We start from the raw sequence: 26,449 nt of genomic DNA on the forward strand, positions 1-26,449 counted from the left end.
CCATGCGCTTTCTCTTCAAGACCTCGTACGAGCAAGACATTCGCCTCGCCAAGCATGGCGGGCATGTGTTCTGGTACAGCCTGCTGTGCCTGGCCCTGGTCGCCGCGCCCTGGGTGGCGCCTGAATACTGGTTGGCACAGCTCACCTTTGTGCTCATCTACGCCATCGTGGGCCTGGGGCTGATGCTGCTGGCGGGCTTCACCGGCTTGTTCTCGCTGGGGCATGCAGCGTTTCTGGGCGTGGGGGCATATACGCAGGCGGTGCTCACTGGCATGGGCTGGCCGTTTGCGCTGTCGCTGGCCTGCGCGGCGGGGCTGTCGGCCGCTGTGGGCGTGGTGGTGGGACTGCCAGCACTCCGCGTCAAAGGCATCTACCTGGGCATGGCCACACTGTCCTTCGGCTTCATCGTGGAAGAGGTGTTCGCGCGGTGGGAGTCTGTGACCGGCGGCAACTCCGGCAAGCACCTGGTACCGCCACAAATCGCGGGCTACTCGTTCGAGACCACAGAGTCGTTCTACTTTCTGTGCCTTGTGATTGCGGTGGTCAGCACGCTGGCCATCCTGAACCTGCTGCGCTCGCCCACGGGCCGCGCGTTTGTCGCCATCCGTGATTCAGAGATCTCCGCGCAGAGCATGGGCATCCACCTGGCCCGCTACAAGACGCTGTCGTTCTCCATATCGGCTGCACTTGCAGGCATCGGCGGTGCGTTGTACGCGCACAAGCTGCAGTTCATCTCGCCGGACCAGTTCAACATCCTGCAGTCCATCGACCTGCTGCTCATGATCGTGATCGGCGGGCTGGGATCGGTGCATGGAGCGTTCCTGGGCGCCATCTTCCTCATCACCATGCCGCAGATGATTTCGCTCAGCAAGGACTGGCTGCCCGCCGCCATCGGCCAGGCACCGGGCCTGCAGGCTGTGGTGTACGGCGCGGTGCTGATCGCCTTTGTGCTGTTCGAACCCATGGGCCTGTATGGCCGCTGGCTCAAGGTACGCACCTGGCTGCAGATGTTCCCGTTCTACCGCAAGGGCCTGTTCAAGCGGCAGAAGTCGTTCCAGAAATCAGATCGATTGAAATGAAGCACCCCCTGAGTCGCTTCGCGCCTTCCCCCTCTCTCGATTCGCTGCGCGATTCGGGAGGGGCACGCCCCCAGCGCGGCGGGGCGGCCCTTGCGCGGGGGCACTGGCCTCGGTCACGCCAGTCGCAACGGCTGCGGACGGCATTCAGCACACTGGACCTGTGAAATGACCCCAATTGCTGTACCCATGACTGACGAAATCCTGCTCAGCGCCCAGAACCTCAGTGTGCGCTTTGGCGGCGTGCTCGCGGTCAACAACGTGAGCTTTGACGTGCGCCGTGGCGAGGTGTTTACCCTCATCGGCCCCAACGGCGCGGGCAAGACGACGGTGTTCAACCTCATCAGCCGCATCTATACGCCCACCACCGGCACCATCGCCTATGCGGGCCCGGGCGGGGCCCTGCTGCCACTGACCGACCAGCCGCCGCACAAGGTGGCAGGCCTGGGCATTGCACGCACCTTCCAGAACATCGAACTCTTCGAGCACGCGAGTGTGCTGCACAACCTGCTGATCGGCCGCCACACCCGACAACACAGCAGCCTGTGGGCCGAGATGTTCTTCACGCGCAAGGTGCGTGAAGGGGAAATTCAGGCCCGGGAGAAGGCCGAGCAGGTCATCGACTTTCTCGACCTGCAGCACTACCGCGACACCATGGTGGCCGGCCTGCCCTACGGCGTGCGCAAGGTGGTGGAGCTGGCACGTGCGCTGTGCACTGAGCCGCAGTTGCTGCTGCTCGACGAGCCCTCGTCGGGCCTGAACGTGGAGGAGACGGACGACATGGCCTTCTGGATCCAGGACATCCAGCACGAGCTGGGCATCACCGTGCTGATGGTGGAGCACGACATGTCGCTGGTCTCCAAGGTGTCCGACCGCGTGCTGGCCATGAACCAGGGCGAGGTGGTGGCAATGGGCACGCCGCGCGAGGTGCAATCGCACCCCGGCGTGATCGAGGCGTACCTGGGCACCATCGACGACGTGAGCAACCTGCGGCGTCCGGCGGGTTCAAAAATGGGGGTTCGGGCATGAACGCCGTACTTGCCGCCGTCAACACATCCGCAGCAGCAGCTGCTGCTGACCAACCCTTGCTGCGCCTGCAGAACGTGGAGAGTGCCTACGGCCCCATCAAGGCCATCCGCGGCGTGAGCCTGCAGGTGCGGCGCGGCGAGATCGCCGCCGTGCTGGGCAGCAACGGCGCGGGCAAGACCACCATCCTGAAGACCATCAGCGGCATCATCGACCCGCGCAAGGGCTCCATCGAATTCCAGGGCGCCGACATCACCGCCAACGACCCAGCCGCCATCGTGCGCCGGGGCCTCATGCATGTGCCCGAGGGGCGCGAGGTGTTTGCGCTGCTCTCGGTGCGCGACAACCTGCTCATGGGCGCCTACACGCGCAGCGATGCCGACGCCGTGGCTCGGGATATCGAAACGGTGTATGGCTACTTCCCCATCCTGAAGGAGCGCGCCGCGCAGGACGCGGGCCTGCTGTCGGGAGGGCAGCAGCAGATGCTCGCGATCTCGCGTGCGCTCATGGCCAACCCCGAACTCATCCTGCTCGACGAGCCCAGCCTGGGCCTGTCCCCCAAGCTCACCAAGGAGATCTTCGAGATCGTGGTGCGCATCAACCGTGAGCGCGGCACCACCATCCTGCTGGTCGAGCAGAACGCCAACATGGCGCTCAACGCATCGGACTACGGCTATGTGCTGGAGAACGGCCGCATCGTGATGGAAGACAGCTGCGAGCGCCTGCGCGAGAAGGACGACATCAAGGAGTTCTACCTTGGGATGAAAGATGTCGGCGTGCGCGGAGAGCGGCGCTGGAAGAAAAAGAAGACCTGGAGATAAGCGCAAATGTCTAACCTCTGGGACCTAGATCACATCCAGCCCGCAGGCACCGACGTGCTCGCAGGCGACACCATCGCCGCCATGTTCTGGAACGCCGTGGCCGAGCGCGGCCCGCGCGTGTGGATGCGGCAAAAAGAGCTGGGCATCTGGAAGAGCTGGACGTGGGACCAGACGGCCCAAGCCGTGCGCGAGATCGCGGGCGGGTTGATGTCGCTGGGTTTTGCGCCGGGCGAATGCGCCTCCATCCTGTCCAACACCAACATAGAATGGGTGCTGGCCGATCTTGCTGTGCTCAGCTGTGGCGGCGTGTCCAACGGCATCTACCCCACTGATGCGGCGGCGCAGGTGCACTACCTGAGCGAAGACTCTCGCACCACCGTGCTGTTTGTGGAAGACGATGAACAACTCGACAAAGCCCTGGAAGTGCGCAGCAGCCTGCCCCTGCTGCGCAAGGTGGTGGTGTTCGACATGGAAGGCCTGCGCAGCCTGAACGACCCCGATGTGCTGAGCCTTGCGGGCCTGCGCGAGCTGGGCAGGGCCTGGAATACACAACACCCCGACGCGCTGATGCAGCGCGTCAAGGCCTGCCGACCCGAAGACTTGGCCATTCTGGTGTACACCTCGGGCACCACCGGCAAGCCCAAGGGCGCCATGCACACACACGCCGCGCTCACCTACACCGTGCGCGGCTACAACACGCTGATCTCGCGCAGCGAGGCGGACGAGACCATGTGTTTCCTGCCTCTGTGCCACATTGCCGAACGCATGGGCGGCGAATACTTCTCGCTCTACACCGGCGCGCGCCTGAACTTTGTCGAGAACCCCGACACCGTGCCCGAGAACGTGCGAGAGATCGCGCCCACGGTGTTCACCGCCGTACCCCGGGTGTGGGAGAAGTTCTATTCGGGCGTGATGATCGCGCTCAAGGAATCCACGCGCATGCAGCAGGCGGCCTATGCCTGGTCGATTGGCGTGGGCACCCGCATCGCAGATCGGGTGCTGGCCGGACAGCCGGTGGGCGGTTTGCTGAAGGCGCAGTTCATGCTGGCGCGCTTTCTGGCGCTCAACAATGTGCGCAAGCTCATCGGCATCCACCGTGCGCGCTTTCTGGTCACAGGCGCAGCGCCCATTTCGCCCGATCTGGTGAAGTGGTACCTGGCGCTGGGTGTGCCCATGCTGGAGGTGTGGGGCATGACCGAGACCTGCGGCGCCTCCACCGGTGTGCCGGCCAGCCGCATCAAACCGGGCTCCATCGGCCCGGCGGCCAGCTACAACGAGGTGCGCATCGACCCCGCCACGGGCGAAATCCTGGTGCGTGGCCCCAATGTGTTCAAGGGCTACCTCAACCAGCCCGAGAAAACCGCCGAAACCATCGACCCCGAAGGTTGGCTGCACACGGGGGATGTGGGCCTGATCGACGCCGATGGCTACCTTCGCATCACCGACCGCATGAAGGACATCATCATCACGGCGGGCGGCAAGAACATCACGCCGAGCGAGCTGGAGAACGAACTCAAGTTCAGCCCCTACATCACCGACGCGGTGGTGATTGGCGACAAGCTGCCCTACCTCACGGTGATCATCATGATCGACCAGGAGAACGTGGAAAAGTACGCACAGGACAACGACGTGCCGTTCTCCAACTACGCCAGCCTGACCCGCACGCGCGAGGTGCAAGAGCTGATCCAGGGCGAAATCGACCGCGTGAACGCCAAGTTCGCCCGCGTGGAGCAGATCAAGAAGTTCTTCCTGCTCGACACCCAGCTCACGGCCGAGGATGAAGAGCTGACACCCACCATGAAGCTCAAGCGCAAGCTGGTGCAGCAGAAGTACGCCCCCCAGATTGAGGCGATGTACCGGTAGGTGCGCACGTCACGCAACCACAGGCCACGCCCATCAGGATAGGGAAAGTGCTGGTGCCCCACCCCGGGCATCGTTCTATAACGAGCAACCGAGTTCGATCCAACCAAAGGAGACGTGCCATGAAGTTTCATCACATTGCCGCGCTGGCCATCGTGGCCATGGCCGGAGGTGCTGCACAGGCCCAGCCCAGCCAGGGCGTGAGCAAGGACACCATCACGCTGGGTTCCATCCAGGATCTGTCCGGCCCGCTGGCGGGCTTTGGCAAGCAGGTGCGGCTGGGCATGATGCTGCGCGTGGACGAGGCCAACGAGCAAGGCGGCGTCAATGGCCGCAAGCTGGACCTGAAGGTGGAGGACTCGGGCTACGACCCCAAGAAAGCCGTGCTGGCCGCGCAGAAGCTGGTCAACCAGGACAAGATCTTCATGATGGTGGCGCACATCGGCACGGCGCAAAACCTGGCCGCCATGCCCGTGCAGTTCAGCAAGAACGTGATCAACTTCTTCCCGGTGACGGCCGCGCGGGAAATGTACGAGCCCTTCCACAAGCTCAAGTATTCGTTTGCCGCCACTTACTATGACCAGATCCGCCTGGCAGCCCCCAAGCTCATCAAGGAAAAGGGCGCCAAGAAGATCTGCACCATCTACCAGGACGATGAATTTGGCCTGGAGGTGATGCGCGGGGGCGAGGCGGCACTCAAGTCCATGGGCATGGACTTCACCGAGAAGACCTCGTACAAGCGCGGCGCCACCGACTTCTCTTCACAGGTCGCCAAGATGAAGTCGTCCGAATGCGACTTCGTGATCCTGGGCACCATCATCCGCGAGACCATCGGCACGATTGGCGAGGCGCGCAAGACGGGCTTCAACCCTACCTTCCTGGGCTCCAGCGCCGCCTACACCGACCTCATCCACAAGCTGGGCGGCAAGCCCATGGACGGGCTGTACGCCACCATGACGGTGCAACACCCCTACCTGGATGAAGCCAGCCAGCCCATCCGCTTCTGGGCCAACAAGTACAAGACCAAGTTCAACGAAGACCCCACCGTGTTCTCGGTCTACGGCTACAACGCCATCGACGCCTTCATCAAGGCGGCCCAGAAGGCAGGTCCCAACCTGAGCACCGACAGCTTCATCAAGGCCATGGACACCATGGTGATTCCGCCCGACATGTTCGGCAGCGCCGAGGGCACCTTTGGCCCACAAAAGCGCCTGGGCAGCGATCTTTCTCGCCTGTCGCAGATCACCGATGGCAAGTGGAAGGTGGTCTCCGACTACGTCAAGCCATGAGCGCCTGACCCGCCTCCTTCAAGCCGCCTTCGGGCGGCTTTTGCGTTTCAGGGGGTGCATCCGGACTCAGTCGGTGGCAGAATTTAACCAAGCAGTAACTTTGCATAAATAACCTGGTAGCCCCACCATGATCGAACGCACCCTCTTCCAGCCCGACCACCAGGCCTTTGCCGACAGCTTTCGCCGCTTCATCGACAACGAAGTGACGCCCCACCACGCCGCCTGGGAAGACCAGGGCTATGTGGCGCGCGAGGTGTGGAGCCAGGCGGGCGCCAACGGCTTTCTGTGCATGAGCCTGCCCGAGGAGTACGGCGGCGCCGGGGCCGACAAGCTGTACTCGGTGGCGCAGATGGAAGAGCTGGCGCGTGCAGGCACCACGGGCATCGGCTTTGGTCTGCACAGCGAGATCGTGGCGCCGTACATCCTGCACTACGGCACTGAAGCCCAGAAACAGAAGTACCTGCCGCAGATGGCCAGCGGCGCCTTGGTGGGCGCCATCGCCATGAGCGAGCCGGCTGCGGGCAGCGACCTGCAAGGCATCAAGACCACGGCCATCAAAAGTGCGGACGGATCACACTACGTGCTGAACGGCAGCAAGACCTTCATCACCAACGGCTGGCATGCCGACCTGGTGATCGTGGTCGCCAAGACCGACCCGGCTGCGGGCGCCAAGGGCACCAGCCTGTTATTGGTGGAACGCGGCATGCCCGGCTTTGAAAAAGGCCAGCGCCTCAAGAAGATGGGCATGAAGGCGCAGGACACGTCCGAGCTGTTCTTCAACGACGTGCAGGTGCCGGTGGGCAACCTGCTGGGCGGCCCCGCCATGGAAGGGCGCGGCTTCATCTGCCTGATGGAGCAGCTGCCCTGGGAGCGCCTGCAGATCGCCATCACCGCCGTGGCCGCCGCCCAGGCCGCCATTGACTGGACGCTGGACTACGTCAAGCAGCGCAAAGTCTTTGGCCAGAGCGTGGCGTCATTTCAAAACACCCGCCACACCCTGGCCGAGCTTCAAACGCAGGTGCAGGTGGCCCGCGTGTTCGTGGACAAATGCTGTGAGCTGATCGTGCGCGATCAGCTCGATACCGAAACCGCCAGCATGGCCAAGTACTGGACGACCGACCTGCAGTGCAAGGTGATGGACGAATGTGTGCAGCTGTTCGGTGGCTATGGCTACATGTGGGAATACCCCATCACCCGCGCCTATGCCGACGCACGCGTCCAGCGCATTTATGGCGGCACCAACGAGATCATGAAAGAAGTGATTGCGCGGGCCATGGGCCTGGGCAAATAACGGAATGCACCGCACCGTGAATAACGCAGTGCACAACGCCCTTCACAACGTACCAGTGGGCGCCGAATGCCGCTACAGATACCAGGCGGCGCGGGCCTCTTCGGGGCTGAGCGGCGCACCGGGGCGGCGGTCGGTGACATTCAGCCAGGAGCGCACACCCTGGCTGCCGCTCAGCGCGCGCATCAGCAGCAAGCCTGCGCCAATGCCGCGTATGGCCGCCGAGCTGCGGCTGGGCGCCATGAAGGCCGCCACCGCCAGCGCGCTGGATGCGGCGAGAACCACATGGTGCTCCAGCGCAAACCCTTCGCGCGTGTCGTCGTATTCGATGGCGCTGCGAGCAATGCGCTGCAATGCAGGGGATGTATTTCGTTCCATAGCCAGAAATGTAGATAGCAACCGCCGAAAGATAGTGCAAAAACCACTGCACCCGCGTCAGAAAGCACCTTGTAGTGGCGTGAGCCAGCCCAGCTGCTTTATCGCCGCACTGCTTGAAGTTTAGAGAAACCACCGGAGACCATTCATGACCGAAGCCTATGTATTCGACGCGCTGCGCACCCCGCGCGGCAAGGGCAAGAAGGACGGCACCCTGCACGAGGTCAAGCCCATTGACCTGCTCGCAGGCCTGCTGACCGAGCTGCAAGCGCGCCACCGCTTTGACACGGCGGCGGTGGACGATGTGGTCATGGGCATCGTCTCGCCCGTGGGCGAGCAGGGCTCGGTGCTGCCCAAGGTGGCCGCGCTCAAGGCCGGGTGGGACTTTCGCTGTGCGGGCGTGCAGGTGAACCGCTTTTGCGCGTCGGGCCTCGAAGCCGTGAATATGGCCGCGCAAAAGGTGCGCAGCGGCTGGGAGGACCTGGTGGTGGCGGGTGGCGTGGAGAGCATGAGCCGCGTGCCCATTGGCTCCGACGGTGGCGCCTGGGCGCAAGACCCCGCCACCAACTCCGCCACGCTGTTCGTGCCCCAAGGCATCGGCGCCGACCTGATCGCCACGTTGGACGGCTACACCCGTGCCGACGTGGACGCCTTCGCACTCGAATCGCAGCGCCGCGCCACCGTCGCGCGTGCCGCGGGCTACTTCAAGAATTCGGTCGTGCCCGTGCGCGACTTCATCGGTCAGACCATCCTGGCGGAAGACGAATTCATCAAGCCCAAGACCACGCTGGAGGGCCTGGGCGCGCTCAAGGCATCGTTCGAGCAACTGGGTGGCATGGGCTTTGATGCCGTGGCGCTGCAGCGCTACCCGCAGGTGGAGCGTATCCACCACGTTCACCACGCGGGCAACTCGTCGGGCATTGTGGATGGCGCCGCCGCCGTGCTCATCGGCAACGAGGCCGCCGCCAAGGCCCACGGCCTGACGCCGCGCGCGCGCATTGTGGCCACGGCCCTCAGCGGGGCCGACCCCACCATCATGCTCACCGGCCCCGTGCCCGCTGCCAAAAAGGCGCTGGCCCGTGCGGGCATGACCATCGACCAGATCGACCTGTTCGAAGTGAACGAGGCCTTCGCCGCCGTGCCCATGCGCTTCATGCGCGAGCTGGGCGTACCGCACGACAAAGTCAACGTGAACGGCGGCGCCATCGCCATGGGCCACCCGCTGGGCGCCACAGGCGCCATGATCCTCGGCACCCTGATTGACGAACTGCACCGCCGGGGCCAGCGCTATGGCCTGGCCACGCTGTGCGTGGGCGGCGGCATGGGCATTGCCACCATCGTCGAGCGAATCTGATTGACTGGGAAGGAGACAACAACATGCAAACCATCCGCTACGAACTCATCCCCGCCCAGGGCACCGAAGGCCAGGTCGCCGTCATCACGTTTGACGAAACCAACTCCCCCGTCAACACCATGTGCCGCCAGTGGCAGCAAGAGCTGGGCGAGGTCACGGCCCAGGTGCTGGGCGACCGCGAACGCCTGGGCACTGCGCTCAAAGGCATCGTGCTGGCATCGGCCAAGACCAGCTTCTTTGCCGGTGCCGACCTCAAGGCCACCATGCGCCTCACACCCGCCGATGCGCCCAACGCGTTTGGCGAGATCGAGCGCATGAAGAAGCACTTTCGCACGCTCGAAACGCTGGGCATCCCCGTGGTGGCCTGCCTCAACGGCGCAGCACTGGGCGGCGGCTGGGAGGTGGCCCTGATCGCCCACTACCGCATCGCCGTGGCCGATGCCAAGATCCAGTTCGGCCTGCCCGAGGTCACGCTGGGCCTGATGCCCGGCGCCACCGGCGTGACCAAGATGACGCGCCTGCTGGGCCTGATGGGCGCACAGCCCTACATCCTGGAAGGCAAGCTCTTCAACCCCGCCGAGGCGCTGGAGCTGCAACTGGTGCACGAGCTGGTGGCCACGCGCGATCAGCTGCTGCCCGCCGCGCTGGCCCACATCGCCACCCACCCGCACGCCGTGCAACCGTGGGACGACAAGAACTACAAGATGCCCGGCGGCACGCCCGCCAACCCCAAGATTGCAGGCGCGCTGACGGTAGCGCCCGCCATGCTCAAGAAGACCACGCGCGGCCGCTACCCCGCGCCCGAGGCGGCGCTGGCCGCCATGGTCGAAGGCGCGATGGTGGACTACGACACTGCCCTGCGCATCGAAAGCCGCTACCTCGCCCGCCTGATGACCGGCCCCGTGGCGCGCAACATGATCAACACGTTCTTCTTTGACATGAACGCGATCAAGAGCGGCAAGTCGCGCCCAGGCTCAGCCCCACGCTACAAGCCACAAAAGGTCGGCATCCTGGGCGCCGGCATGATGGGCGCGGGCATCGCCTGGGCCCAGGCCAGCCGGGGCATCGCCACCGTGCTCAAGGACGTGAGCGCAGAGAAGGCCGAGGCCGGCAAGGCCTACAGCGCCAAGCTCACCCAGGCCCGCGTGGACAAGGGACGCATGACGGCCGAGGCGCAGCAGGCGCTGCTGGCCCGCATCACGCCCACCGCCAGCACGGCTGACCTGGCGGGCTGTGACCTCATCATCGAAGCGGTTTATGAAAGCCGTGACCTGAAAGCCAAAGTCACGCAAGAGGCCGAGCCGCAATTGGCACCCGGCGGCTTCTTTGCCAGCAACACCTCCACCCTGCCCATCAGCAGCCTCGCCACGGCCAGCAGCCGGCCCGAGAAGTTTGTCGGCATCCACTTCTTCAGCCCCGTGGACAAGATGAAGCTGGTGGAAATCATTCGCGGAAAACAGACGGACGACGAAACCGTGGCCCGCGCGTTCGACTACGTGCAGGCCCTGGGCAAGGTGCCCATCGTGGTCAACGACTCACGCGGTTTCTACACCAGCCGCACCTTCGGCACCTTCGTGATGGAAGGCGCCGCCATGCTGGGCGAAGGCATCCCCGCCGCTGCGATTGAAAACGCCGCCATGCAAGCTGGCCTGCCCGTGGGCCCGCTGGCCGTGCTGGACGAAACCGCGCTGACCCTGAGCGTGCACGTGCTGGACCAGACCCGCGCCGACTACGCGGCCGAAGGCAAGACCTACACCACCACACCCGGCGAGCTGCTGGTGGAGCGCATGGTCAAGGAGCTGAAGCGCCCCGGCCGCGCCGGTGGCGGCGGCTTTTACGACTACCCCGCAGGCGCCAGGAAGCACCTGTGGCCAGAGCTGAAACCTCTGTTCGAAAAGCCTGGCGTGGAATGGAGCGTGCAGGAAATCCAGGACCGCTTGCTCTACCGCCAGGCCATCGAAACCGCACGCTGCCTGGCTGAAGGGGTGCTGACCAGCGTGCATGACGCGAACATCGGGTCGATTTTTGGGATTGGGTTTCCGGCGTGGACGGGGGGGGCGATGCAGTTCGTTTATGGAACGGGTGTTGAGGCGTTCATGAAGCGTGCGGATGCACTGGCGAAGAAGTATGGGCGGGGGTTCGTTCTGGACGAAAAGGCAGTAACGGCAATCGCTCGTCATAAGTCAGCGCATTGAAGAACACCGTCCCCCACGGCGCAGTTCTGTTATCCGGAGTCCCGGGAGCTACGACAAATATCAAGTGACAGAACTACGGACTTTGATAGAGTGAAAGAACTAGCCGAGGCGCAAGCTGAACGCTAGTCGCAATAAAACAGACCAAACTGCGCAAACGGGAGGGCAAGTGCGTGGCTAAGCAAATTAGAACAATAACGATCAGTGCGCTCAATGTAGCAATGCACCGACCACATTCTCCTCAGCGCTACGTAGATCTTTTCAGAGCGGCTCATGCAGCGCGGCGTTTGTACTCACAAGGAGAAATACATGGCCTGATGCTTGGCCGCTTACAAGGACTCCGAGACGCGGTTGAGGCGAATGAATTCACTGGCGAGGTGTATCGCTTCGTCAAGGTGGACGCGAATGAGCCTTGGTTTGACACGCGCACGCGGAGACAAGCTACTCCCGAAGAGGTTGAGCAAATTGCCATACCTGAACACTTGCTCGCTCATATGCAACGAATCCAATTCGTCTTCTATCCGAGGGAGCACCAACTGTGGTTCGTGGCAAAAGACAAAAAAGACGCTCTTTCTGTTGGAGCAATGGAAAAGTTTTTCCAACCATTGTTGGAACAGACGGCGAACGAGCATCAGTTCCCGGAAATAGCCGTAACTGCTTTACCGGACGAAGATGCACTTGATGAAGTTTTTGATATACCCGGACTTCATCGGATTGAGCTCTCTTTCAAGCGTCCCAACCCCGACGATGCGGGAGATTTGGAAGCCAAGTTCGAAGAACGCTTGGCCGCGATGAATGTCCGCAGCAGGCAGGAAACTCTGGCGGCCGCCAGGGGCCAAGAATTGCAGCCCGATGACCAACTCCGCGCGGAAGCCGAAGTGGCGGCGCGAAATGGAAATGTCAAGGGGATCGGCCGCGACGACTTTGGTCGCCCCATTGAAAGAACAACAGCCCAAAAGCCGAAGCGTCTATACATGCGTGTCAATAGCGCAATTGAAACAGCATTGGATGTTCTCCGACGTGCAAAAGATGAGTGATGCATCTAGGATGCAACGGCTATGTACAGCGGCGCTCGCTCAATTTTCAAGGTTTATTGGAAGGCCTATGGTGGCCTAGGCGCTTTACTCTGCTCGCCATACTTGCATCTGGCGGCGCTCGTGCTCGCGCTGACCTGGAATACGTGGTGGGCACCTCAGTGTCCAGCAGGAGGATCGTGCGTCGCTTGGTGGGACCAAAGCCTTTCTGTGCTGCCTAACCTCCTCGGTTTTACCCTTGGTGGTTTCGCTATATTTATTGGCTTCGGCGATGAGAAATTTCGAGGCGCTTTAGCAGACCCGTCTTCCACGAACGACGATGAAGCTAGCAACCTTCCAACAATGTATGTTGAACTTTGTGCTTCGTTTGTTCACTTCATTCTGGTCCAGGCGATTGCGCTACTTATGGCGGTAATTGCCAAGTCTTGGTGGTTTTACACCCCCCTCGTAGACCCCATCCGAAACTGGCTTCCCCTCTTAAATGGACTTGCAGGATTTGCAGGCTACGGGGCCTTCTTGTACGCCCTGACTTGTGTGATTGCCGCGACTATGCACGTCTTCAGAATTGCGAACATGTACGCGCGTTTTCGAAGGTTGGTTCAAAGCATAGATCAGGAGCGTCGATAGCTTATAGATTGGGAGTTGTTCCCAAGCGTGACTATCCTTAGCTCTCCACTGACAGGAGTGGGCCCGCAGAGCCTCGAATAGGCAACCCCAACATCCCCCGCGCCTCCTGCGGCGACGCAACCTCCCGCCCCGCATTGCGCGCGTACTGCGCCAGCCGTTCAATCAGCGGCCCGTTCGAATCCGCCTTGGCCCCATCCGGCAGATAGAACGTGTCCTCCAGCCCCGTGCGCAGATGCCCGCCCAGTTCGGCCACGCGCTGGTGCACGGGCCAGATCTCGCTGCGGCCGATGACGGTGGCTTGCCAGGGGGCGTCCTTGATTTTCAGCTTGAGCAGGATGGGCAGCAGGTCCGGGTCCGCAGGCATGCCGGACTCGACGCCCATCACAAAGTTGTATTCGGGCAGGCGCTCGGTGTACATGCCGGTCTGCACATACATCTCCACGCAGCGCACGATGCCCACGTCGAAGCATTCGAACTCGGGCAGCGTGCCGGTTTCCAGCATCACGTCGATGAAGTCCTTGACCTTGGCGGGCTGGTTGTCGAACAGCATGGGCGGCCAGGCCCAGGTGCCGTTGCTGCGCACCTTCAGGTAGTTGAGCGAGCCGGCATTGCACGCGGCCATCTCGGGGCGGGTGGCGCGCAGGCAATCGAGCGGGCCCTGGTAATTGGGGCCCACCACGCCGGTGGTCTGGTTGATGATCAAACCCGGGCAGGCCTCGCGCATGGCTTGCACGCAGTCGCGCGCCACCTGCGGGTCCCAGCTGGGCAGGTGGCCTTTGCCGGGCTCCTGGTTGCGAAAGTGCACATGGACCACGGCGGCACCTGCGTCGTAGGCGCGGCGGGCTTCTTTCGCCAGTTGCTCGGGCGTGACGGGCACGTGGTGCTGGCCGGGGTCGGTCAGCACGCCGGTGATGGCGCAGGTGATGATGGCTTTGTTGCTGTGGTCGGTGCTGTGCATGGTGCCTGTCTCCTTCAAATGCCTAGCTGGCGTGCAGCCAGGTCTTTCATGATTTCTTCTGCACCGCCGCCGATCATCATGACCTTGACCTCGCGGTAGATACGCTCGCTGACGGTGCCGCGCATGTAGCCCATGCCGCCCAATATCTGCACGGCCTGGTCGGCACAGAACTGCATGGTTTGGGTGGCGTGGTTCTTGAGCAGGCACACCTGCGCCACCCACTCAGGGCCGGTGCGGCCCACGTCGGCCTGCGCGGCCACGGACTCGCACCACGCGGCGGTGGACTGGATGCGCATCTGCATGTCCACCAGCTTGTGGCGGATGACCTGGTGCTCGACCAGCGCGGCGCCAAAGGTCTTGCGCTGGCGGGCCCAGGCCAGGGCCTCGTCGTAGCAGGCTTCTGCAAAGCCCAGGGCCGATGCGGCCAGGCCAAAACGCTCGCCGTTGAAGTTGGCCATGATGATCCGAAAGCCCGCGCCCTCTTCGCCCAGCAGGTAGCGGGCGGGCACGCGCACGTTGTCAAAGCGCAGATGGGCGGTGTCGGAGCAGAGCCAGCCCATCTTGTCGAGCTTGCTGCGCGACAGGCCTGCGCTGTGGCCGGGGATGAGCAGCATCGATATGCCGCCGCTGCCCTTGCTGCCAGCGTCGCCAGTGCGCACAGCCACCGTGATCCAGTCCGCGCGCATGCCGGAGGTGATGAACACCTTTTCGCCGTTGACGATGTACTCATCCCCCTCGCGCTGCGCGGTGGTCTTGAGCTGGGCCACGTCAGACCCGCCACCGGGCTCGGTGATGGCCAGTGCGGCAATCTCCTCACCCGCCAGCACCGGTGGAATGACCTCAGCACGCACAGCATCGCTGCCATGGGCCAACACGGGCGGCAGGCCGATGTTGTGCGACAGCAGGCTGGCCAGCACACCGCCGCTGGCACCGTGGCGGCTGAGCGCGCGCCACAGCGGCAGGCGCAAGGCGTAGCTGGCAGGCGTGCCGCCGTACGGCTCGGGGTAGCCCAGGCCCAGCAGGCCCAGGTCGGCCGCGCGGCGGTACAGGCTGCGGGGGAATTCACCGGCGGCATCCCACGCGTCCACATGCGGCGCGATCTCGGTGCGGGCAAAGCGGGTGACGGTGTCGGTGAGGGCGGTGCGGTCTTCGTCGCTCACAGGGGTTGCGTCGGATGTGGCGGTCATGCGGGCGCTCCTTGCGTGGCGGGTGCAAATCGGGCCAGCACCTGGCCGGGCGACACCTGCTGGCCGGGGGCCACCAGCAGCTCGGCCACGGTGGCGGCTGCGGGGCTGGACAGGCTGTGTTCTAGCTTCATGGATTCGATGACCACCACCGTATCGCCGGCCGCCAGCGCCTGGCCTGCGGCAACGGGCAGCGCAACCACCTTTCCGTTGAAGGGGGCGCGCAACTCGGTGGCGCCACCAGCGGCGCCTGCGCGTGTGGCGGACTCCCACGATGCGTCTTCTACCCACCCGTCCACGCCGTCGGTTTGCCAGTGCCAGCGCAACGGCCCCACGGCAGCGTAATGCACACCGCGATGGGGCAGCTGCAGCGTGATGCTGGTGGGCTCAGCCCCGGCCTGCTCAACCTGCAGCCGCCCACTGCCTAGCTCGCGCACGGCGACGGAGTGCACCTGGCCCTGGTGGCGCAGGCGCAAAGGCCGGGCCATGGAACAAGGCAGATCTGACGCAGGATTTAAAGCAAAAATGGCCTCTAGCGCTGGTTGCATAAGCGCTGATAGCTCCTTTTTCAATAGCAAATCTTGCAAGCTAGCAGCGTGCTCTGCCAAGAACGGCACCAGCGCCTGCCCACTGGAAAACACCGGGTGCTGCAGGCACGCCGCCAGAAACGCGCGGTTGGTGGGCAGGCCCAACACGCGGGTGCTGTGCAGCGCACGCACCAGCGCGGCAATGGCCTCGGCCCGCGTGGGAGCGTGCACGATGAGCTTGCCCAGCATGGCGTCGTAGTGAGGCGTGACCTCTGCCCCCTCCTCCAGCGCATGGTCAAAGCGCAGCGCGCCCGGCGCAGCCCGCTCAAAGGCGGCGGCCGGTGGTGCGCTGAACTGCAGTACACGACCGGTATGGGGGCGGAAGTGCGCGTCTTCGGCGCACAGGCGCACCTCGATGGCGTGGCCTTGCAGATGCACCTGATCTTGCGTGAGCGGCAGCGGCTCACCCCGCGCCACGCGGATCTGCCACTCCACCAGGTCCAGCCCCGTGAGCGCTTCGGTCACCGGGTGCTCCACCTGCAGGCGGGTGTTCATCTCCATCAGGTAGAAATCACTGCCATTGAGAAGAAACTCCACCGTGCCCGCGCCCACATAGCCCGCAGCCTGCGCCAGCGCTACGGCGCAGGCGCCCATGCGCTCGCGCAATGCTGCGTCCACGGCTGGGCTGGGGGCCTCTTCGATGATCTTCTGGTGGCGGCGCTGTACCGAGCAATCGCGCTCGCCCAGGTGGATGCACGCGCCGTGAGCGTCGGCAAAGATTTGCACCTCCACATGGCGGGGCTGCAGCAGCGCGCGCTCGATGAGCAGGTCGCCACAGCCAAAGCCCGCCAGAGCCTCCGACCGGGCACTGTCCAGCGCGGCAGGCAACTGCGCCAGGTCGGTGACCAGGCGCATGCCGCGCCCTCCCCCACCCGCCACGGCCTTGACCATTAGGGGCGTGCCGATGCGCGCAGCCTCGGCGGCAAAGCGCTCGTCGCTCTGGTCGTCGCCCGCATAGCCGGGCAGGCAGGGCACGCCCTGCGTCTGGGCCAACGCCTTGGCCCCGGCCTTGCTGCCCAGCGCGCGGATGGCGCCGGGCGGCGGGCCGATCCACGTCAGGCCAGCATCGACCACGGCCTGGGCGAAGTCGGCGTTCTCGCTGAGGAAGCCATAGCCGGGGTGCACGGCATCGGCGCCGGTGGCACGGGCAGCGGCCAGCAGCTTGTCGGTGCGCAGGTAGGTATCCGCGCTGGCTGCGCCGCCCAGCGCGATGGCCTGGGTGGCTTCGCGCACATGCAGGGCGTTGGCATCGGGGTCGGAATAGACCACGACCGTTTCGATGCCCATGCGGCGGGCGGTGTGGATGATGCGGCGTGCGATCTCTGATCGATTGGCTATGAGGATTTTCTTCATGAGTTCGCACTCCACGGCGGCGCCTTGCGCGCAGCAAACGCTGCCAGCCCTTGCGGCGCCTCGGGGCCACGCAGCGCTTGCGCAAAGGCGAGGGCGGCGTCATCGAGCAGCGCGGGCAACGCCGTCTCGGGCTGTGCCAGCAACAAACGTTTGGTGGCGGCCACTGCCTGCGGCGCTGCGGCAGCGTGGCGTGCAATGGCGGCCTGCAAAGCGGCATTCATGTCGCCCTCCACCAGGTCATCGACCAGGCCCAAGCGCTGGGCGGCAGCGGCATCCCAGCGCTCGCCGGTCAGCAAACACCGCCGCGCAGCAGACGGGCCAAGGCGCCGCACCACAAAGGGCGCGATCTGCGCAGGCACGATGCCCAGCGTGACCTCGGGCGTGGCGAACTGCGCGCTGGTGTGGGCCAACACCTGGTCGGCGCAGCACACCAGACCAAAGCCGCCACCCATGGCCGCCCCTTCCACCGCCACGATGAGCCACTGCGGCAGCGCGCACAGGGCCTGCAGCAGCGTGCCGAATCGGCGGTTCAGCGGTACCAGCGGATCGGCTTCGCCTGCAGCCAGGGACTGGCCAATGGTCTTGGCAAAGCCGCCCAGGCTGCCACCTGCGCAGAAGTGACCTCCCGCGCCGCGCAGCACCACGCCGCGCAGGTCGGCATCTGCAGCGGCGCGCTCGCACGCGGCCAGCAGTGCGTCCACCATCGCCTCCGACAACGCATTGCGGCTGGCGGGGTCGTTGAGCGTCCAGGTTTCGACGCTGCCGCTGGGCAGCGGCACGCGGTCGATGAGCAAAGGTGTAAGGGTCATTTCAGTGATTCGTTGCACGCACGCAGCAGGCGGTATTCACTCCCTCGCCCCTTGCGGGAGAGGGCTGGGGAGAGGGGGCGCCGGACTGGGGCGCAGCGCTGGCGCATGCCCCTCTCCCCAACCCCTCTCCCGCGAGGGGAGAGGGGCCAGAAGACCGCGCGCGCTGCTCATTGCAGGGCAAACTGCTTCCCCTCATACGGGCCGCTTCGCAATGCCCATCAGCTTGGCGAGGATGCCGAGCATCACTTCATCTGCGCCTCCGCCAATCGACGCCAGCCGCCCGTCGCGGTACATGCGCGAGACCTTGTTCTCCAGCGTGAAGCCCATACCGCCCCAGAACTGCAGGCACATGTCGGGCACCTCGCGGTTCAGGCGGCCGGCCTTGAGCTTGGCCATACTGGCCAGCTCCAGCACGTCCTGCCCGTTCACGTACAGGTCGCAGGCTCGGTAGGTGAGTGCGCGCAGCGCTTCGACCTCGGTCTTGAGTTCGGCCAGCTTGAACTGCACCCACTGCTGGTCGGCCAGCGTACTGCCAAACAACTTGCGCTCCTGTGCGTAGTCGATGGTCCACTGGATGCAGTGGTTCAGCGATTCGAGCGTGCTGGCGGCGCACCACAGGCGCTCTTCCTGGAACTGCTGCATCTGGTAGATGAAGCCCTGCCCTTCGGCACCGATGCGGTAGCGCTGCGGCACGCGCACCTCGTCAAAGTAGATCAAGCCCGTGTCGCTGCTGTGCATGCCGATCTTGCGAATCTTTTGCGCCACCTCGATGCCCTTGGTGAGCTTGCCGCCCGGGCCATCCCGCATGGGCACCATCACCAGGCTCTTGTTCTTGTGCACAGGCCCTTCGCCCGTGTTCACCAGCATGCACATCCAGTCGGCCTGTAGGCTGTTGGTGATCCACATCTTCTGGCCGGTGATCACGTAGTCATCACCATCCTTGCGCGCCACACTCTTGATGCCGGACACATCGCTGCCCGCCGCAGGCTCGCTCACGCCGATGCAGCCCACCATGTCGCCCGCAATCGCAGGGGCCAGAAAGTTGCGCTTGAGCTCTTCGCTGCCGTAGCGCGCCAGCGCCGGGGTGCACATGTCGGTCTGCACGCCAATGGCCATGGGAACGCCGCCGCAGTGGATGTGGCCCAGCGCCTCGGCCATGGCCAGGCTGTACGAGTAGTCCAGCCCCTGGCCGCCGTATTCCTCGGGTTTGCACAGGCCCAGCAGGCCCAGGTTGCCCATCTTCTTGAAGACCTCGTGCGCGGGGAAGATCTCGGCCGCCTCCCACTCGTCCACATGGGGGTTGATCTCTTCGTCGATGAAGCGCTTGAGGGTTTTCTGGATCTCGCGGTGCTCGTGTGTGAACTGCATGGTGCTTGTCTCCTGCTGTTGCGTTTGTATGTTGGTGTGCCTGCAAACCTCGATCACGAAAGCTGAAATTGCCCCAGCGGCTGGGGCCGCCCGTTGAGCACCAGCTCCACCTGGTGCGCGCCGGGGTAGTGGGTCCGCGTGGTCATCTGCTGCAGCGACAGCGTCTTGCCCACCGCTACGGTGGCGCCGGGCGGTATGTCCAGCGTCTGCAGCTTGAACACCTTGGGCGCCGCGCCGCCGTGGGCCTTGACGTAGTGCACCTTCAGGTCCGCCAGCACGCGCTGGGGCTGGAGCGTGGGGTTGTGCAGTTCGACCTCGATGCGCACCTTGTCGCCAATGCGTGCGCGGGCGGGCAGCACGCGCGCGGCCCGCACATCCAGCGCCACGGCATGGCCCACGCCCAGGGCATCGAGCGCAGCGGCGTCGCCGCGTTTGATGAGAAAGCGCAGGCCGTGGCGCACCAGGGCTTCGCGCGGGGCGGGTGCGCCTTGCAGCCAGGTTCGGGCGGTGCCCACAGCGAGGTCGGGGTGGTCCTTGGCGATGTCGCCCAGGTGGTTGGCCACCGAGCGGCGCACGTACGACGATGGGTCGTCCTTGAGTGCATCGAGCAACGGCAGGGCCAGCTGAGGGGCCTTTTGGAACGCGGGCAAGCGCGGCGCCCAAGGCAGGCGGGGCCGCGTGCCTTCACTCACCAGGCGGCGCACATGGGCGTTGCCGTCGTGCGCCCAGTCACGCAGCCGCGCGAGCGTAGGGCCCTGGTGGTGCAGCAGGTAGGGGCGTATGCAGAACTCGGCGGTAAAGCGCTGGGTGAGCGCGTGCTGCGCGGCCATGGCCGCCTCGAAATGCGGCAGACCGTGTGTGCCGATGTAGATGCTGTGCGGCAGATACAAAAAGGCGCTGTAGGGGCGGTCACCCGCGTCGGGCTCACCGGCGGCATCGAGGCCCATGGGTGGGTCCATCGAATCGACCAGCACACCCAGCGCGCGCGGCACATCTTTCGGCAGGTGGGCCTGCAGTGCCTGCGCAATGCGCTGGCCGCGCGCCATCAGCTCCAGCGATTCGTAGCCGGGCTCCACCTGCTGCAGAAATGCAGTGGTATCGAACTTGCGCCACGCGCGCCGCACCATGGCCGCGATGCGCGGCGGTACGGTGCCGTTCAGCAGGTATTTGAGAGGCTCGGCCATCGGGGCGATTGCGTGCGAAGCGCTTACATCCGCGCCACGCCAAAGCTCAGGGGCCGCAACGTGCGGGCCTGTGCCTCGGCGCAGGTGTCCAGGCAAAACGCCAGCACGGCGCGCGTGTCGCGCGGGTCGATCACGCCGTCGTCCAGTAGCAGGCCGCTGGTGTAGAACGCATCGGCCTGGGCCTCGAACATGGCGACGATTTTGTCGAATTGGGCCTGCGATTCGGCCGGGTCGGGCGTGATGCCTTTGCGCGCCAGCGCCGCCTCGGTCACGATCTGCATGGTGCGCGCAGCCTGTTCGCCGCCCATCACCGCCGTCTTGGCACCCGGCCAGCTGAACAGGAAACGCGGCGCATAGCCCCGCCCGCACATGCCGTAGTTGCCCGCACCAAAGCTGGCGCCGCACTGGATGGTGATCTGCGGCACGGTGGCGTTGGTCACGGCCTGGATCATCTTGCTGCCGTGCTTGATCATGCCGCCCTGCTCGCTGTCCTTGCCCACCATGTAGCCCGTGGTGTTCTGCAGGTAGATGATGGGGTGGCCCAGCTGGCACATCCACTGGATGAAATGCGTGGCCTTGTTCGCGCCCGCCACGTCGATGGGGCCGTTGTTGCTGATGAAGCCCACCGCATGGCCCTGGATGTGACCCTGCGCGCACACGGTGGCCATGCCGTAGCGGGCCTTGAATTCGAGCAGCTCCGAGCCATCGACCAGCCGCGCCATCACCTCGCGCATGTCCACGGGTTGGCGCAGGTCGGCAGACATCAGGGAGAGCAGATCGTCTGCGGGCAAGGTAGGGCCGGGTGCGCTGGGTCGCGGGGCTACGCCCCACTCCAGCTGCGCCACCACATCGCGCGCCAGGCCAATGGCCTCGCGGTCGTCCTGCGCCAGGTATTCGCCCAGACCGGACACAGCGGTGTGCATCTCGGCCCCGCCCAATTCTTCTTCCGTCGCAATCTCACCCGTCGCAGCCATGAGCAGCGGCGGCCCGGCCAGGAAGGCGCGCGAGCGGCCCTGCACCATGATCACCACATCCGACAATCCGGGCATGTAGGCGCCGCCTGCAGTGCCCGAGCCGTGCTGCACGGTGATGACCGGAATGCCTGCCGCCGACAGCCGCGCAAGGTTGCGGAACAGCGTGCCACCGTGCACGAAGCCCTCCACCCGGTAGCGCATGAGGTTGGCGCCCGCGCTCTCCACCAGGTGGATGAACGGCAAGCGGTTTTGCAGCGCGATCTCCTGCACGCGCAAGATCTTTTCCAGGCCCATGGGCTGGATGGCGCCGGCTTCGATGCCCGAATCGCTGGCCACCACCATGCAGCGCACACCGCTGACAAAGCCGATGCCCGCGACCATGCCGCCACCGGGCACAGACTTCTCAGGGTCTTTCACGTCCTGCAGGTAGCCCGCCAGGGTGCACAGCGGCAGCCAGGGCGCACCCGCATCCAGCAGCAGCGCCACACGCTGGCGCGGCAGCAGCTGGCCGCGTTTTTCAAACTGGGGCAGCGACCGGGCCGAGGCGGCGGCGGCACGCTCTTCCAGCGCGCGCAGGGCATGAAGGCGGGCCTGCAGCGCCGCGCGGCGTTGGGTGGCCTCGGCGCTGCCTGGGTTGAATCGGGAAGTGAAGACGGCTGTCATGCGGCCTCGGTCTTGGGGGGATAGGAAGGTGCAAACACCTGCGGCACCTGCGCGCGGTGAAAGCCGTCAAACGGCCGCACGGCGGGGTGTGCAGCGGCGGTGGCACCAGGCGGGCGCTGCGGCCAGCCCATGCGCACCTGGGGCCGTGCGCCGTCCACCCGCAGCTTGGTGCCGCTGATGAAGCTGGCTGCCGGGCTGAGCAGAAAGGTGATGGCCGCCGACACCTCGGCCTCGTTGCCAAAGCGCCCAAGCGGCACCGTGCGCGGCATGGCACGCAGCATGTCTGCCGCCTCGGGCGGGTAGTTGTCCATGCCGCTGGAGGCGATGTAACCCGGCGCCACGGCGTTCACGCGCACACCGCTGTGCGCCCATTCCAGCGCTGCCGTTTCCGTCAAGCTGACCATCCCCGCGCGCGCAGCCCCGCTGTGCCCCATGCCCGGCATGGAGCCCCACATGTCGGCCACGATGTTGACGATGGAGCCGCCGTGCTGCGCCATCCACTGCCGATAACACTCACGCGCCATCAAAAAGCCGCCCGTGAGGTTGGTGTGCAGCACGGCCTCCCAGCCCTTGGCGCTGATGGATTCGAGCGGCGACATGAACTGCCCGCCCGCGTTGTTGACCAGAGCATCTATGCGGCCCTGCGCAGCGTTGATCTGCTGCACCAGCGCCACCACAGCTTCTTCGGAGCGGATGTCGCACACGTGGAACGACACGCTGCCGCCATCGGCGGTGATCTCTTCGGCCACGGCCAGCAGCTTTTCTGGCTTGCGCCCCACCAGCACCACATGCGCGCCCAGGTGCGCGAGTTCGTGCGCCGTGCACCGGCCAATGCCGGAGCCGCCGCCGGTGACCACCACCACCTGCCCCTGGAACAGGCCCGGAGCAAACACAGACTGGTAGGCGTTGCGCGCTGTGGGGGCCATGGTGACTCTGCCTTGATGGGGTTGTTTGTTATGAACGGATGAACAAGGCCAGCGCCTCGTCGGTGAGCGCGTCGAGCGACTTGCCCTTCTTGGGCGAGAACCACTGCACCGCCCAGTTGAGCGCCCCGAAGATGAACAGCCGCGCCACACCGGGCTCGGCCTGCAGCGCGCCCTGCTGTGCCAGCGCTTCCAGCACGGGCATCCAGGTGGCCTCGTAGCTGTCCTTGATGCGGGCAATGCCCTTGCGCTGCGCAGGCGTGAGCGAGCGCCACTCGTACAGCATCACCGGGATGAAGCTGCTGCGGGGCCCGAGCAGGATCTCGAAATGGTGGCGAATGAGCGTGTGCAATTGCTCGCGCGGTGTGGCCGTGGCGGGCAGTGCATTGAGTGCCTGCTGCTGGCTTTGTGTGGCCATGGTCATGCCCTCGCTCATCACGGCGTAGAGCAGCGCGCTTTTGCTTTCGAAATGGTAGAAGGGCGAGCCGCTGTGCATGCCTGCGGCCGCCGCAATGTCGCGCGTGCTGGTGGCGGCAAAGCCCTGGGTGCGAAAGAGCTTGGCCGCGCCGTCCATGAGCTTGCGACGGCGATTGCCGTCATCCAGTTCCTCGGCGGTCTTGCGCGGGCGGCCACGGGGGCGGCGGGTGGGGGTTGCCTCTGCAGTGGCTGCATTGGCGTCGGAGGGGGCTACGGCCTTGCTGCGAGGGCGGGCCGGGGGTTTCTTGGGAGCTGGGGCGATGGCGCTGGTGCGCGGCACGGGTGAATCCATGCTGGCACGATAGCAAAACTGTTTATTTTTAGCAAGCAAGTGCTTTGTAAAAATAGATAGCTTGTCTGATCGTGATTGCTACGGGTGCTTTTTGAGGTTGAGCGCCAGTATTCACTGCCTGATTTGCTATTCATTTGGAAGCAGATCGCGTGCCTATGCGAAGGACGGAGGCCGGGAGTCGCCCGGCAGGCGAGTAACTTTTTTTCGCGTCGCCGAAAGAAAGTCACCAAAGAAAGGGCGACCCTGCTGCCTGCGACCCCTTCGCTTCGCTCCGGGGCAACCTGGGGTGCTCGGTCACGGGGTGCACCGCAGAACTCGCTGCGCGCCTGCGGCGCTCCGCTCGGACAACTGCGGTGAGTCAGTTCACGAAGCGCGTGTGTCCTTCGGCACACGCGCCACCCCGCGCCCTGCGCGCCCCAGGCACATACAGAAGGGAACCCACCGGGATCGGACATCCATTCGGGCCATCGCTGCGCTCGGCCCCGCCCTGCGCAGCGCGAGGCGCTTGCGCCCGCGAGGCGGGGCCGAGCGAAGCAAAGGCCCGTGGGGGTGTCCGGCTGTTGGATGTTCGGCTGCCCAACCCCCTGCGGGCTGCGCCTGCGGCGGGGCGGTTGGGGGGTGAGCATGGGCGTCGGAGCGCCCATGCCTCGTTAACTGACTCACCGTGGTTGTCCGAGCGGCGCGCGCCAGCGCAAAGCGAGTTCCACGGCGCACCCCGCAACCGACACGACGCAGGTTTGCCCCGCAGCGCCAGCGAAGGGGTCGCAGACTGGGGGTCGCCTTTTCTTTGGTGACTTTCTTTTGGCGAAGCAAAAGAAAGTTACTCGCACGCCGGGCGACTCCCGGCTCCCGCACTTCACACGGGCATGCAGTAGCCACCGCCAAAACAAGCTTCGGTAGGCTCAACCCAAACGTACGGGGCGAGAACGAACTATAAAAACAATAGCTGCCAGCGCTTTATGTACAAGCGCCAGCAGCCAAAAATACCTCAGAACTAGCGAATCAAACCGCGCTGAAATCAGGCTTTCTCTTCTCCATAAAAGCCGAGAACGCTTCCCGCGCTGCAGGCTCACGCAACATGCGCCCAAAGCTCTCGCCCTCTTCCGCCATCACCTCCAGCACCTTCGCCGTCTGCCCACCCTTCATCAACCGCTTGGTTTCGATGAGCGACGACAACGGCTTGGCCGCCAGCTTCTTGGCCTGCGCCTGTGCGACGCCATTGCACTCGGTCGGCGGCACCACGCGGTTGACCAGCCCCACTTCCAACGCGGCCTCGGCCATGAACGGCTCGCCCAACAGCAAGGCTTCCGCAGCGCGGTGGTACCCCAGCATCTGCGGCACCAGCAGGCTCGATGCAGCCTCGGGGCACAGGCCCAAATTCACGAACGGCATGGAGAACGCCGCGTTGTCGCCCGCGTAAACGAGGTCGCAGTGGAACAGCATCGTCGTGCCAATGCCCACGGCCGGGCCACACACCGAGGCGATCACAGGCTTGGGGAAAGTGGCGATGCCGCGCAGAAAACGGAACACGGGCGAGTCCTGCGTGGCGGGCGGCTGCTGCAGAAAGTCGCCAATGTCATTGCCCGCGCTGAAGATCGCCACGTCGCCCTGGAACACCACCACACGCACGCTGGCATCCGCCTTGGCGGCATCGAGCGCATCGGCCATGGCGGCGTACATGTCGCGCGTGATGGAGTTCTTCTTGTCCACGCGGTTGAAGGTGATGGTGGTCACGCCCGCTTCGGTGTGGGCAAGGATGTCTTGGGTGGCTTCGGTCATGGTGGTAAGGGTTCCGGGGGCTGATGGATGGAGGAAAGAATGCACGTGCAGAGCAACGGGCCGACTTCCTATTCCTTGTAGTAAACGATCTGATGGCTGGTGGCCAGCATGGTGCCAGCCTCGTTCCAGAGCTGCACGGTCTGGTCGAAGAATCCGTTGCGGAACTCCTGCCCGCGCGCCTGGCCGAGCAGGAAGCCCGTGCCCGTGGCCTGCAGCTGCTCTGCCGTGGCGTGGAAGTACACGGTGATGGACACCGTGCCCGCAGGCACCTGGCGCGCGCGGCGCAGCCACACGCGGGGGAAGAACACATCGGCCAATGCGGACAGCGCCACGAAGTCGAGCGGCCGGGGTGGTGTGTCGCGCATCCATAGCTGCGTGAGGCTGTGGTCGCCACTGCCGTCCCAGGTGCGCGGGATGAAGCCAGCGATGGGGCGCATCTCGTAGCGGTTGAGCCACTCCACAGCGCCCAAGGGGGCGACGATGGCCTTTTGCTCTGCAGGCGGAGGCACCTGAGGCATGGGCACATCGCCCACGCTCCAGGTCTCGCGGCGCACGGCCGTGACGGCGGTGGCCGTGGTGGTGACCACCTGCGCGCCGTCGGCACCAGCCTGCAGGATCGAAAGCGTCCAGTGCTGGGTGGAGCGATTGGTGCGAACAGGAGTTGCCTGCACCGTGAACGCACCGGCTGTCAGTGCGCCCGCATAGTTGACAGTGAGCGACAGCGGGTCGCCGAGCCGGTCAGGGTGCTGCAGGATGGCCTGCAGCAGCGTGGCGGCGGTGATGCCGCCAAACGGGCCCACCATGTTCCAGTAGCCGGGGTGGGTCTGCCCTTCGTACTGGCCCGTCGCAGCGGACGAAGCCGTCAGTTGCAGCGCCTCGTCCAGCGGGTGGGTCGCGGAGGACGAAGACGCAGACGAAGAAGTGGATGAAGAGGAAGTCATGCTGCAAGTGTGCCG

General features: G+C 64.9%; 21 protein-coding genes. 9 read left to right on the forward strand and 12 right to left on the reverse strand.

The features are described from left to right. Positions 1 to 2 precede the first annotated feature (2 nt). The 6 genes from ACSQ22_RS10710 to ACSQ22_RS10735 all read left to right on the forward strand — a co-directional run bounded on the left by ACSQ22_RS10710 (position 3) and on the right by ACSQ22_RS10735 (position 7,363). Entirely contained in the window at positions 3 to 1,079 is a 1,077-nt protein-coding gene (locus tag ACSQ22_RS10710; RefSeq protein ID WP_055393742.1) for a branched-chain amino acid ABC transporter permease, read from the forward strand. A gap of 186 nt (positions 1,080 to 1,265) precedes the next feature. Continuing rightward, entirely contained in the window at positions 1,266 to 2,105 is an 840-nt protein-coding gene (locus ACSQ22_RS10715) for an ABC transporter ATP-binding protein (RefSeq protein ID WP_121507582.1), read from the forward strand. After that, the gene (locus ACSQ22_RS10720) at positions 2,102 to 2,923 is read left to right on the forward strand and encodes an ABC transporter ATP-binding protein (RefSeq protein WP_099731262.1); all 822 of its coding nucleotides are present in this window, start codon (positions 2,102 to 2,104) and stop codon (positions 2,921 to 2,923) included. Before ACSQ22_RS10715 ends, ACSQ22_RS10720 begins: the two co-directional genes overlap by 4 nt. 6 nt (positions 2,924 to 2,929) lie before the next feature. Then, positions 2,930 to 4,786, forward strand: coding sequence for an AMP-dependent synthetase/ligase (locus ACSQ22_RS10725; protein ID WP_436130277.1), 1,857 nt, complete (start codon positions 2,930 to 2,932; stop codon positions 4,784 to 4,786). Between the two features lie 119 nt (positions 4,787 to 4,905). Continuing rightward, positions 4,906 to 6,072 (forward strand): ABC transporter substrate-binding protein, encoded by a 1,167-nt coding sequence (locus tag ACSQ22_RS10730; protein ID WP_056059375.1) that lies wholly within the window; start codon positions 4,906 to 4,908, stop codon positions 6,070 to 6,072. Between the two features lie 127 nt (positions 6,073 to 6,199). Continuing rightward, positions 6,200 to 7,363, forward strand: a complete 1,164-nt coding sequence (locus ACSQ22_RS10735) for an acyl-CoA dehydrogenase family protein (protein WP_436130278.1) — start codon at positions 6,200 to 6,202, stop codon at positions 7,361 to 7,363. A gap of 72 nt (positions 7,364 to 7,435) precedes the next feature. On the opposite strand, the gene ACSQ22_RS10740 is transcribed toward ACSQ22_RS10735, so the two are convergent. Beyond that, entirely contained in the window at positions 7,436 to 7,738 is a 303-nt protein-coding gene (locus ACSQ22_RS10740) for a hypothetical protein (protein WP_225581100.1), read from the reverse strand. 145 nt (positions 7,739 to 7,883) lie between these two features. On the opposite strand from ACSQ22_RS10740, the gene ACSQ22_RS10745 reads away from it, so the two are divergent. The 3 genes from ACSQ22_RS10745 to ACSQ22_RS10755 all read left to right on the forward strand — a co-directional run bounded on the left by ACSQ22_RS10745 (position 7,884) and on the right by ACSQ22_RS10755 (position 12,318). Further along, positions 7,884 to 9,089: an acetyl-CoA C-acetyltransferase gene (locus ACSQ22_RS10745; RefSeq protein WP_436130279.1), complete on the forward strand. Its 1,206-nt coding sequence runs from the start codon at positions 7,884 to 7,886 to the stop codon at positions 9,087 to 9,089. Between the two features lie 23 nt (positions 9,090 to 9,112). Further along, the gene (locus tag ACSQ22_RS10750; RefSeq protein WP_436130280.1) at positions 9,113 to 11,284 is read left to right on the forward strand and encodes a 3-hydroxyacyl-CoA dehydrogenase NAD-binding domain-containing protein; all 2,172 of its coding nucleotides are present in this window, start codon (positions 9,113 to 9,115) and stop codon (positions 11,282 to 11,284) included. A 170-nt stretch (positions 11,285 to 11,454) separates the two neighbouring features. Then, complete coding sequence (locus tag ACSQ22_RS10755; RefSeq protein WP_436130281.1) at positions 11,455 to 12,318, forward strand: DUF4747 family protein; 864 nt, start codon at positions 11,455 to 11,457, stop codon at positions 12,316 to 12,318. Between the two features lie 661 nt (positions 12,319 to 12,979). Here the strand turns inward: ACSQ22_RS10755 and ACSQ22_RS10760 are convergent. The 11 genes from ACSQ22_RS10760 to ACSQ22_RS10810 all read right to left on the reverse strand — a co-directional run bounded on the left by ACSQ22_RS10760 (position 12,980) and on the right by ACSQ22_RS10810 (position 26,434). Next, positions 12,980 to 13,900 (reverse strand): 3-keto-5-aminohexanoate cleavage protein, encoded by a 921-nt coding sequence (locus tag ACSQ22_RS10760; RefSeq protein ID WP_436130282.1) that lies wholly within the window; start codon positions 13,898 to 13,900, stop codon positions 12,980 to 12,982. A 14-nt stretch (positions 13,901 to 13,914) separates the two neighbouring features. Beyond that, positions 13,915 to 15,087 (reverse strand): acyl-CoA dehydrogenase family protein, encoded by a 1,173-nt coding sequence (locus ACSQ22_RS10765; RefSeq protein ID WP_436130283.1) that lies wholly within the window; start codon positions 15,085 to 15,087, stop codon positions 13,915 to 13,917. After that, the gene (locus ACSQ22_RS10770) at positions 15,084 to 17,024 is read right to left on the reverse strand and encodes a biotin carboxylase N-terminal domain-containing protein (RefSeq protein WP_436130284.1); all 1,941 of its coding nucleotides are present in this window, start codon (positions 17,022 to 17,024) and stop codon (positions 15,084 to 15,086) included. The genes ACSQ22_RS10765 and ACSQ22_RS10770 overlap by 4 nt, the downstream gene beginning before the upstream one ends. Further along, positions 17,021 to 17,833 carry an enoyl-CoA hydratase/isomerase family protein gene (locus ACSQ22_RS10775; RefSeq protein ID WP_436130285.1) on the reverse strand — a complete coding sequence of 271 codons (813 nt, stop codon included), beginning with the start codon at positions 17,831 to 17,833 and terminating at the stop codon, positions 17,021 to 17,023. Before ACSQ22_RS10775 ends, ACSQ22_RS10770 begins: the two co-directional genes overlap by 4 nt. Positions 17,834 to 18,025: 192 nt before the next feature. Further along, complete coding sequence (locus ACSQ22_RS10780; protein ID WP_436130286.1) at positions 18,026 to 19,201, reverse strand: acyl-CoA dehydrogenase family protein; 1,176 nt, start codon at positions 19,199 to 19,201, stop codon at positions 18,026 to 18,028. Between the two features lie 53 nt (positions 19,202 to 19,254). Continuing rightward, complete coding sequence (locus tag ACSQ22_RS10785; protein ID WP_436130287.1) at positions 19,255 to 20,385, reverse strand: DNA alkylation repair protein; 1,131 nt, start codon at positions 20,383 to 20,385, stop codon at positions 19,255 to 19,257. A 23-nt stretch (positions 20,386 to 20,408) separates the two neighbouring features. Next, complete coding sequence (locus ACSQ22_RS10790; RefSeq protein ID WP_436130288.1) at positions 20,409 to 22,022, reverse strand: acyl-CoA carboxylase subunit beta; 1,614 nt, start codon at positions 22,020 to 22,022, stop codon at positions 20,409 to 20,411. Beyond that, positions 22,019 to 22,948, reverse strand: coding sequence for an SDR family oxidoreductase (locus ACSQ22_RS10795; protein WP_436130289.1), 930 nt, complete (start codon positions 22,946 to 22,948; stop codon positions 22,019 to 22,021). The genes ACSQ22_RS10790 and ACSQ22_RS10795 overlap by 4 nt, the downstream gene beginning before the upstream one ends. A 28-nt stretch (positions 22,949 to 22,976) precedes the next feature. Further along, the gene (locus tag ACSQ22_RS10800; RefSeq protein ID WP_436130290.1) at positions 22,977 to 23,714 is read right to left on the reverse strand and encodes a TetR/AcrR family transcriptional regulator; all 738 of its coding nucleotides are present in this window, start codon (positions 23,712 to 23,714) and stop codon (positions 22,977 to 22,979) included. 1,002 nt (positions 23,715 to 24,716) lie between these two features. Beyond that, positions 24,717 to 25,493: an enoyl-CoA hydratase gene (locus ACSQ22_RS10805; protein ID WP_010462523.1), complete on the reverse strand. Its 777-nt coding sequence runs from the start codon at positions 25,491 to 25,493 to the stop codon at positions 24,717 to 24,719. A 68-nt stretch (positions 25,494 to 25,561) separates the two neighbouring features. Beyond that, the gene (locus tag ACSQ22_RS10810) at positions 25,562 to 26,434 is read right to left on the reverse strand and encodes an acyl-CoA thioesterase (RefSeq protein ID WP_409860651.1); all 873 of its coding nucleotides are present in this window, start codon (positions 26,432 to 26,434) and stop codon (positions 25,562 to 25,564) included. Positions 26,435 to 26,449 lie beyond the last annotated feature (15 nt).

Source organism: Acidovorax sp. LjRoot38, from assembly GCF_964252975.1.
Taxonomy (GTDB): domain Bacteria; phylum Pseudomonadota; class Gammaproteobacteria; order Burkholderiales; family Burkholderiaceae_C; genus Acidovorax; species Acidovorax facilis.

Excerpts from the sequence above, each read along its gene's own strand:
- ACSQ22_RS10710 (WP_055393742.1), top strand. The coding sequence starts at position 3 with ATGCGCTTTCTCTTCAAGACCTCGTACGAGCAAGACATTCGCCTCGCC.
- ACSQ22_RS10715 (WP_121507582.1), top strand. The coding sequence starts at position 1,266 with ATGACTGACGAAATCCTGCTCAGCGCCCAGAACCTCAGTGTGCGCTTT.
- ACSQ22_RS10720 (WP_099731262.1), top strand. The coding sequence starts at position 2,102 with ATGAACGCCGTACTTGCCGCCGTCAACACATCCGCAGCAGCAGCTGCT.
- ACSQ22_RS10725 (WP_436130277.1), top strand. The coding sequence starts at position 2,930 with ATGTCTAACCTCTGGGACCTAGATCACATCCAGCCCGCAGGCACCGAC.
- ACSQ22_RS10730 (WP_056059375.1), top strand. The coding sequence starts at position 4,906 with ATGAAGTTTCATCACATTGCCGCGCTGGCCATCGTGGCCATGGCCGGA.
- ACSQ22_RS10735 (WP_436130278.1), top strand. The coding sequence starts at position 6,200 with ATGATCGAACGCACCCTCTTCCAGCCCGACCACCAGGCCTTTGCCGAC.
- ACSQ22_RS10740 (WP_225581100.1), bottom strand. The coding sequence starts at position 7,738 with ATGGAACGAAATACATCCCCTGCATTGCAGCGCATTGCTCGCAGCGCC.
- ACSQ22_RS10745 (WP_436130279.1), top strand. The coding sequence starts at position 7,884 with ATGACCGAAGCCTATGTATTCGACGCGCTGCGCACCCCGCGCGGCAAG.
- ACSQ22_RS10750 (WP_436130280.1), top strand. The coding sequence starts at position 9,113 with ATGCAAACCATCCGCTACGAACTCATCCCCGCCCAGGGCACCGAAGGC.
- ACSQ22_RS10760 (WP_436130282.1), bottom strand. The coding sequence starts at position 13,900 with ATGCACAGCACCGACCACAGCAACAAAGCCATCATCACCTGCGCCATC.
- ACSQ22_RS10765 (WP_436130283.1), bottom strand. The coding sequence starts at position 15,087 with ATGACCGCCACATCCGACGCAACCCCTGTGAGCGACGAAGACCGCACC.
- ACSQ22_RS10770 (WP_436130284.1), bottom strand. The coding sequence starts at position 17,024 with ATGAAGAAAATCCTCATAGCCAATCGATCAGAGATCGCACGCCGCATC.
- ACSQ22_RS10775 (WP_436130285.1), bottom strand. The coding sequence starts at position 17,833 with ATGACCCTTACACCTTTGCTCATCGACCGCGTGCCGCTGCCCAGCGGC.
- ACSQ22_RS10780 (WP_436130286.1), bottom strand. The coding sequence starts at position 19,201 with ATGCAGTTCACACACGAGCACCGCGAGATCCAGAAAACCCTCAAGCGC.
- ACSQ22_RS10785 (WP_436130287.1), bottom strand. The coding sequence starts at position 20,385 with ATGGCCGAGCCTCTCAAATACCTGCTGAACGGCACCGTACCGCCGCGC.
- ACSQ22_RS10790 (WP_436130288.1), bottom strand. The coding sequence starts at position 22,022 with ATGACAGCCGTCTTCACTTCCCGATTCAACCCAGGCAGCGCCGAGGCC.
- ACSQ22_RS10795 (WP_436130289.1), bottom strand. The coding sequence starts at position 22,948 with ATGGCCCCCACAGCGCGCAACGCCTACCAGTCTGTGTTTGCTCCGGGC.
- ACSQ22_RS10800 (WP_436130290.1), bottom strand. The coding sequence starts at position 23,714 with ATGGATTCACCCGTGCCGCGCACCAGCGCCATCGCCCCAGCTCCCAAG.
- ACSQ22_RS10805 (WP_010462523.1), bottom strand. The coding sequence starts at position 25,493 with ATGACCGAAGCCACCCAAGACATCCTTGCCCACACCGAAGCGGGCGTG.
- ACSQ22_RS10810 (WP_409860651.1), bottom strand. The coding sequence starts at position 26,434 with ATGACTTCCTCTTCATCCACTTCTTCGTCTGCGTCTTCGTCCTCCGCG.